This is a genomic window from Streptomyces triticisoli (assembly GCF_003270085.1).
GTDB classification, from domain to species: domain Bacteria; phylum Actinomycetota; class Actinomycetes; order Streptomycetales; family Streptomycetaceae; genus Streptomyces; species Streptomyces triticisoli.
On the sequence record NZ_QFDQ01000269.1, the window covers coordinates 40,415 to 47,276 of the forward strand.

The window sequence follows — 6,862 nt, forward strand, 5'->3', positions numbered from 1 at the left end:
TCCTTCAAGACGGCGAGGATGTCAATTGCGGCGCAGGGCGGCCATGTTCCGGTAGCCGATGCGGGCGTGTTCCAGGGACTGGGCCGGGTCGGTGGAGCTCGGGGCGTTGTCCTGTTCGACCATCGGGTTGTGGTAGTTGCGGTGGCCGACGCGGGAGAAGAAGGTCGTGTAGTCGATGACGCCGGTGCCGAAGGGGACCATGTCGTAGCCCTGGCCGTTGGTGGTGTTGATGACACCGTCCTTGGCGTGGAAGAGCGGGTAGCGCTTGTTGTGGGCGGCGACCAGGGCGGCCGGGTCGAAGATGTCCTGCCGGACGGCACCGTCGTGGTCGGTGTAGGTGCGGAACTTGTACTGGGCCACGTGTGCCCAGTAGATGTCCATCTCCAGCCAGACCAGCTTGGGGTCGGTGACGGACAGGAAGTACTCCAGCTTGCGGATGCCGGAGCTGCGGGTCGGGCGGCCCCGGTCGTCGAGCGGGCCGCCGTCGAGCAGGAAGCCGTACGCCGCGTCGTGGTTGTGGGTGTAGAGCTTGATCCCGGCTCTGCGGGCGATCTCGCCCATGGCGTTCCACTTGTCGGCGGCCACGTCCCAGTCGGCCCGGTAGGAGCTGCCGGTGGGGTCACCGCCGGTGCCCATGTGGCCCATGCCGAGGATGTTGGCGATCTCCAGGTGCTTCTTGAAGGTGTCCAGGTCCGCGGTGGTCAGGGGCCAGGACGGTGGGATGAAACCGTGGTTGCCCTGCGCTCTCAGCCCGTAGTCGTCCAGCCAGCGGCGCAGCAGCCGGGCGCCCTCGACGGTCTCCAGGTTGGCGCCGCCGGGGGCGTTGGCGTGCTGGCGGTAACCGGCGAACTCCACCTGGCGGTAGCCGAAGCGGGCCAGCTGTTCGAAGACGGCGCGGAAGCCGGAGGGCAGGTTGGTGGAGAGCGGGTCGCGTCCGGTGGCGTCGCGGACCGTGTAGAGGATGATGCCGCGCTTGTCCTCGGGGACGAGCAGGTGGCCCTTGGCCTTGCCGGGCGTCCCGGTCGCGGGCGCCGCCTGCACGGGGGCCGCGCCGAGGACGGGGGCGGCGATCGCGCCGGCCGCGACGGCGGTGCAGGTGCCGAGGAAGCCGCGGCGGCCTATGCCGAGGCTGCGGCGCAGCTGGTCGTCGGTGCCGTGATCGGCTGCGTGGTCGGTTGCGTGGAGGTCGTTCACGGGTGCCTCTTTTCGGACTGGTGCTCGGCTCCGCCGAGACCGGCGAGCTGGAGAAGGAGTGACTTCACGTCGGTGGCCGCGACGCGGTCGCCGACGGCGCGGGGGGTGGAGCAGATGAGGAGCGGACCGTCGTCGTCGCTCCTGGGGAGGCGGCCGTGGCTGCCGCGGATGGGGGACGCGTCGAGGGGGACGACCGCCATGCGGTAGCGCAGGCCGAGTTTCTTGCGGGCCAGGGCGGTGGCTGCCTTGACCTTGACGTAGGGGTCGAGCGGGTCCATGAACAGTTCGACCGGGTCGTAGCCGGGTTTGCGGTGGATCTCGACCAGCTGGGCGAAGTCGGGCGCGCGGTCGTCGTCGAGCCAGTAGTAGTACGTGAACCAGGCGTCGGGTTCGGCGACGGCGACGAGTTCGCCGGAGCGCGGGTGGTCGAGGTGGTGGGCCTCCTTGCCCTCGTCGTCGAGGATCTGGTCGATGCCGGGCAGGCCGTCGAGGGCGGCCCGGGTGGCGTCCAGGTCCTCGGGGCGGCGTACGTAGACGTGGGCGATCTGGTGGTCGGCGACGGCGAAGGCGCGTGAGGCCATCGGGTCGAGGTACTCCATGCCGTCCTGGGTGTGCACCTCGAGCAGGCCGGCCCTGCGCAGGGCACGGTTGATGTGGACGGGGCGGTCGGCGCGGGTGATGCCGTACTCGGACAGGGCGACGACGGTACGGCCCTCGGCGCGGGCGTCGTCCAGGAGGGGCGCCATGGCCGTGTCCAGGTCGGTGGCCGCCTGCAGGGAGCGGGGGTCGTCGGGGCCGTAACGCTGCAGGTCGTAGTCGAGGTGCGGGAGGTAGCAGAGTGTCAGGTCGGGGTGGCGGGTGCGGTTGATGTGGCGGGTGGCGTCGATGATCCACTGGCTGGAGACGAGGTCGGCGCCGGGGCCCCAGAAGTGGAAGAGGGGGAAGGTGCCGAACTTCCCGGTGAGTTCGTCGTGCAGGGACGGCGGGCGGGTGTAGCAGTCGGGTTCCTTGCGGCCGTCGGCGTAGTAGACCGGGCGGGGTGTGACGGTGATGTCGGTGTCGGCACCCATGGCGTACCACCAGCAGATGTTGGCGACCGTGTAGCCGGGGTGTGCGCGGCGGGCGGCGTCCCACAGCTTGTCGCCGGCGACCAGGCCGTTGTGCTGGCGCCACAGCAGGACCTCGCCGAGTTCGCGGAAGTACCAGCCGTTGCCGACGATTCCGTGCTCGGAGGGCAGGGCGCCGGTCAGGAAGGTGGACTGGGCGGCGCAGGTGACGGCGGGCAGGACGGTGCCGAGCGGGGCGTGGGAGCCGGACTGGGCGAGGGACTTGAGGTGGGGCATGTGGTCGAGGAGCCGGGGGGTGAGGCCGACGACGTCCAGGACGAGCAGCGGCGTCGGTCCCGGTTGCTGGGGCCGGGTCATGGCAGCTCCTTCAGGCCGAGGTCGGTCAGCAGGTCGCGGGCGAGGGCGAGTTCGGCGGCGATGCCGTCGGTAAGCCGGGCGCGGTCGCGGGGGCGCAGCTCGGGCGGGAGGGCCTGCCAGGTGTAGGTCTCGACCTCGAGGTGGCGGGTGAGCGGGTGCGGGCCGCCGACGAGCCGGGTCAGGGCGGCCTTCAGGACCGGGAGGGTGGAGGTGAGGGGGGCGGCGGGGGCCGCGTGCAGGGGGACGTGGAAGTGGGCGCGCCAGGGTGCGGTGTAGGGGAGTGCGTTGCCGCCGAGGGCTTCTCCCAGGTCGTCGGTGCCGTGCAGGCCGGTGGCGGTGCTGGTGCCGGTGGCGGTGGCGGTGGCGGTGATAGTGCGGGTCTGGTGCAGGAAGCGGGGTTCGTCGAAGGCGGCGAGGGCCTCGCGGACCTCGGGCAGGTGGGGGTGTTCGGCGTGCAGGGCGGCGGACAGCTGGGACTTGACGACGGGGACGCGGGCTTCGGTGAGGGCGTCGAGGGCGGTCGCCGGGTCCTCGAAGGAGGTGGCGAGGTGGCAGGTGTCGACGCAGATGCCGATGCGGTCGTGGGCGATCGCGGTCAGCGGGGCGATCGCGTCGTGCGTGGTCTCCACGGTGCAGCCGGGTTCCGGTTCCAGGCCGACGCGAATGGAGCGGCCGGTCAACTCCTTGAGGGAGTCCAGGCGTTCGGCCAGGGTGCGCAGGGCGGTGCGGGCCTGCTCGGCGCGTGTGTCGTCGTACGCGGTGCGCCAGGCCAGGGGCAGGGTGGAGATGCTGCCCTCGGTGACGTCGTCCGGGAGGAGGCCGGCGAGGACGCGGGCGAGGGCGGTGGTGTGGTCGAGGCGTTCGGGGTCGGCCCAGTCGGGCTTGTAGACGCGGTACTTGACCTCTTCGGCGCCGAAGCCCTCGTAGGGGAAGCCGTTGAGGGTGACGACCTCCAGGCCGTGCCGGTCGAGTTCGGCGCGCAGGCCGCGCAGCGCGGACGGGTCGGTGTCGAGGGTGCGGGCGGCGTCGCGGGCGAGCCAGAGGCCGATGCCCAGGCGGTCCCGGCCGAGGCGGCGGCGTACGGGCTCGCAGTGGTCGCGGAGTTGGGCGAGGACGCCGTCGAGGGTTTCGGCGGGGTGGACGTTGGTGCAGTAGGCGAGGTGGACGGTGGAGCCGTCGGGGTGGCGGAAGCGCATCGCTCACTCCCCGCCGCGCAGGATGCTGTTGCCCTCGTGTGTGGCGTCGGTCGCGGCGACGTCGAGGTCCAGCCTGCCGCTGAGGCCGTAGAAGGCGACGGGGTTGCGCCACAGGACGAGGTCCACGTCGTCCTCGGTGAAGCCCTCGGCGAGCATCAGGTCGCCGACCTTGCGGGTCTTGAGGGGGTCGCTCCTGCCCCAGTCCGCCGCGGAGTTGACCAGTACCTTCTCGGTGCCGTGGGCGCGCAGGATCGCGACCATCCGCTCCTCGTCCATCTTGGTGTCGGGATAGACGGAGAAGCCGAGCCAGCAGCCGCTGTCCTTGGCCTCCTTGACGGTGGTCTCGTTGAGGTGGTCGATCAGGACGCGGTCCATGGGCAGCGCCGACTCCCGCACGACGTCGAGGGTGCGGCGCAGGCCGGCGAGCTTGTCGCGGTGCGGGGTGTGGACGAGGGCGGGCAGGCCGTGGTCGGCGGCGAGCTGCAACTGGGTGGCCACGGCGGTGTCCTCGGCCGGGGTCATCGAGTCGTAGCCGATCTCGCCGACGGCGACGACCCGGTCCTTGACGAGGTAGCGGGGCAGTTCGTCGAGGACGGGCAGGCAGCGCGGGTCGTTGGCCTCCTTGGGGTTCAGGGCGATGGTGCAGTGGTGGGCGATGCCGTACTGGGCGGCGCGGAAGGGTTCCCAGCCGATCAGGGCGTCGAAGTAGTCGAGGAAGGAGGCGGGCGAGGTGCGGGGCTGGCCGAGCCAGAAGGCGGGCTCCACGACGGCCCGGACGCCGGCGGCGTACATGGCCTCGTAGTCGTCGGTGGTCCTGGACGTCATGTGGATGTGGGGGTCGAAGATGCGCATCAGGACTCCTTGCCGTGGGGGTCGACCGGGCCGTGCGGCGCGGTCTCGGGCTCGGGCGCGGTCTCGGGCACGGTCCCGGTCAGGGTCAGTACGCGGTGCAGGTCCTCGGGGACCGGGCGGCCGGCGGCGGTGCGTTCGGCCGCGTAGTCGCCGAGCATGCGGGCGAGTTCGGCGTCGCCGCGGGAGCGGCGGGCCAGGTCCGCGACACTGTCGACGGGTACGCCGGTGAACAGGCACTTCAGGACGGCGTGCCGCCACGGGTGGGGTGCCAGGTGCCGGGCGGCGTACGGGCCCGCGGCGGCGGCGAGCAGCCGGGTGTCGTTGGTGCGCAGGGCGTCCTCGACGAGCGGCACCGCGTCCGGGCCGGGCACGAGGTGCGGCAGGGCGTGCAGGACGGCGCGGCGCTCGTCGGCGGTGCCCTGGCGGTAGACCCGGGTGAGGGCGTCCAGGTCGGCGCGGGCCGCGTGCAGGATGAGGACGCGGGCGGCGTCGGCGTGGCCGGCACCGCAGCGGCGACCGGCCTCGGCCAGGCGCAGCTCCCATACGGATATGGGGCCGTGGATGCCGGGATGGGCGGCGGCCTCGTCGAGCGCCTGGTCGAGCCAGGCCCGGGCGGCCGGGGGCAGGTGGGCGGTCAGGACTGTGTGCAGCTCGTCCACGGGGACGAGGGCGGTGCCGGCCGCGGGGGTGCCCGTGGGGTCCTGCGGGTGGGTCATCGGGTGCTCCCTTCAGCGGTGGCCGCCCGGCGGAGGAAGGGCAGGGAGAGTTCGGCGTAGTGGGGGCCGGCGTGGGAGTGGCGGGGCAGTTCCACGACGGTCAGGCCCTGGTAGCCGGTGGCGGCCAGGGCCGCCAGGACCGGCGGGAAGTCGATCTCGCCGTCCCCGAAGGGCAGGTGTTCGTGGACGCCGCGGCGCATGTCCTCGATCTGGACGTGTTTGAGCCAGGGCGCGGCGGCGCGGACGCAGTCGGCGGGCGGGAGCGGTTCGAGGCACTGGCAGTGGCCGATGTCGAGGGTCAGACCGAGGTGGTCGGGGTCGCCGAGGAGGCGGCGCAGGTGGTGGAAGTCGGCGAGGGTGGCGAGGAGGTGGCCGGGTTCGGGTTCCACGGCGAGGGGGACGCCGGCGGCGCCGGCCGCGTCCAGGACGGGGGTCAGGGACTCGGCCAGCCGCTTCCACGCCGTGTCCTGGTCGGTGCCGGGCGGGGTGATGCCGCTGAAGCAGTGCACGGCGTGGGCGCCGAGGTCGGCGGCGACCCGTACGGCGCGCAGCAGCAGGCCGGCGCGGCGGGCGCGGTCCCCGGGGTCCGCGTCGAGGAGGGAGGGGCCGTGTTTGCGGCGCGGGTCGAGCACATAGCGGGCGCCCGTCTCCACGGTGACCTGAAGGCCGAGGGCGTCCAGCCGGTGCGCGATCCGGCGGGTGCGGGTGGCGAGGTCGGGGGCGAGCGGGTCGAGGTGCATGTGGTCGAGGGTCAGTCCCACGCCGTCGTAGCCGAGGTCGGCGAGCAGGGCGAGGGCGTCGTCGAGGCGGAGGTCGGCGAGGCCGTTGGTGCCGTAGCCGAAGCGGAGGGCCCGGGGGCTGCTCATGTGACGCTCACCTTTCTCGCGAACCGGCGGGCGAGCGGCGCCAGGGCCGCCGTGGCCAGGGCGGTGACCGGTGCGCCGGCGCGGGCGGACAGCGCGGCCTGGAGGGGGATCATGGCGCGGATGCCGCCGCCGACGGCTCGTTGGACGAGGGGTGGGGAGGGGTTGAGGGCGGCGTGGAGACAGGGGCGGGCGGAGGTGAGGGCGTAGGCGGTGGTGAGTGCGGTCACCGGGGAGAGGGTCTTCCTGTCCGGCCGTGTGTCCCGCCGCCGCAGGAGCAGGCCGGTGAGGGTGGCGGTCGTGGCCAGGGCGGCCAGGGGCGCCGCGGCGGAGCCGCCGGTGGTCTCGCGGCGGGAGACGGCTGTGACGGCGAAGGTGTGGGCGCTCAGCAGGGCGGCCGACGGAAGGGCCGCGCGGAGGCGGCCGCCGGTCGCCGCGGCGCCGAGCAGCAGGTCGAGGCCGCGGGCCGCCGCCATGGCGACCGGGCCCGCCGGGGTGTGCTTCAGGGCCAGGTCGTACGCCCATACGGTGGCCGCGAGAGGCGCGGCGACCGCCAGCGCGGGCCGGCCGGCGCGGGACGCCAGGCCCAGGCCCGCCGCCGTGAACGCGCAGGCCGC

The 6,862-nt window shown here is 73.3% G+C and carries 7 protein-coding genes; all 7 read right to left on the minus strand.

Annotated elements, in window-relative coordinates; all coding sequences use genetic code 11:
- Positions 1 to 21: 21 nt before the first annotated feature.
- Positions 22 to 1,194: a sugar phosphate isomerase/epimerase family protein gene (locus DEP02_RS30645; RefSeq protein ID WP_112470929.1), complete on the minus strand. Its 1,173-nt coding sequence runs from the start codon at positions 1,192 to 1,194 to the stop codon at positions 22 to 24.
- A complete protein-coding gene (locus tag DEP02_RS30650) occupies positions 1,191 to 2,618 on the minus strand; it encodes an alkaline phosphatase family protein (RefSeq protein ID WP_112470930.1) in 1,428 nt (475 codons plus the stop codon). Before DEP02_RS30650 ends, DEP02_RS30645 begins: the two co-directional genes overlap by 4 nt.
- A complete protein-coding gene (eboE, locus tag DEP02_RS30655; protein WP_112470931.1) occupies positions 2,615 to 3,814 on the minus strand; it encodes a metabolite traffic protein EboE in 1,200 nt (399 codons plus the stop codon). The genes DEP02_RS30650 and eboE overlap by 4 nt, the downstream gene beginning before the upstream one ends.
- 3 nt (positions 3,815 to 3,817) lie before the next feature.
- Positions 3,818 to 4,666, minus strand: coding sequence for a TatD family hydrolase (locus DEP02_RS30660; RefSeq protein ID WP_112470932.1), 849 nt, complete (start codon positions 4,664 to 4,666; stop codon positions 3,818 to 3,820).
- Complete coding sequence (locus DEP02_RS30665) at positions 4,666 to 5,382, minus strand: EboA domain-containing protein (protein WP_112470933.1); 717 nt, start codon at positions 5,380 to 5,382, stop codon at positions 4,666 to 4,668. The genes DEP02_RS30660 and DEP02_RS30665 overlap by 1 nt, the downstream gene beginning before the upstream one ends.
- The gene (locus DEP02_RS30670) at positions 5,379 to 6,248 is read right to left on the minus strand and encodes a sugar phosphate isomerase/epimerase family protein (protein WP_112470934.1); all 870 of its coding nucleotides are present in this window, start codon (positions 6,246 to 6,248) and stop codon (positions 5,379 to 5,381) included. The genes DEP02_RS30665 and DEP02_RS30670 overlap by 4 nt, the downstream gene beginning before the upstream one ends.
- Positions 6,245 to 6,862: UbiA prenyltransferase family protein (locus tag DEP02_RS30675; RefSeq protein ID WP_500300160.1), on the minus strand; the 618-nt coding region annotated here is incomplete at its 5' end. The genes DEP02_RS30675 and DEP02_RS30670, both read right to left, overlap by 4 nt.

Bases quoted from the DNA above. Each gene is read 5' to 3' on its own strand.
- DEP02_RS30650 (WP_112470930.1), bottom strand. From the start codon at position 2,618: ATGACCCGGCCCCAGCAACCGGGACCGACGCCGCTGCTCGTCCTGGAC.
- DEP02_RS30660 (WP_112470932.1), bottom strand. From the start codon at position 4,666: ATGCGCATCTTCGACCCCCACATCCACATGACGTCCAGGACCACCGAC.
- eboE (WP_112470931.1), bottom strand. From the start codon at position 3,814: ATGCGCTTCCGCCACCCCGACGGCTCCACCGTCCACCTCGCCTACTGC.
- DEP02_RS30670 (WP_112470934.1), bottom strand. From the start codon at position 6,248: ATGAGCAGCCCCCGGGCCCTCCGCTTCGGCTACGGCACCAACGGCCTC.
- DEP02_RS30665 (WP_112470933.1), bottom strand. From the start codon at position 5,382: ATGACCCACCCGCAGGACCCCACGGGCACCCCCGCGGCCGGCACCGCC.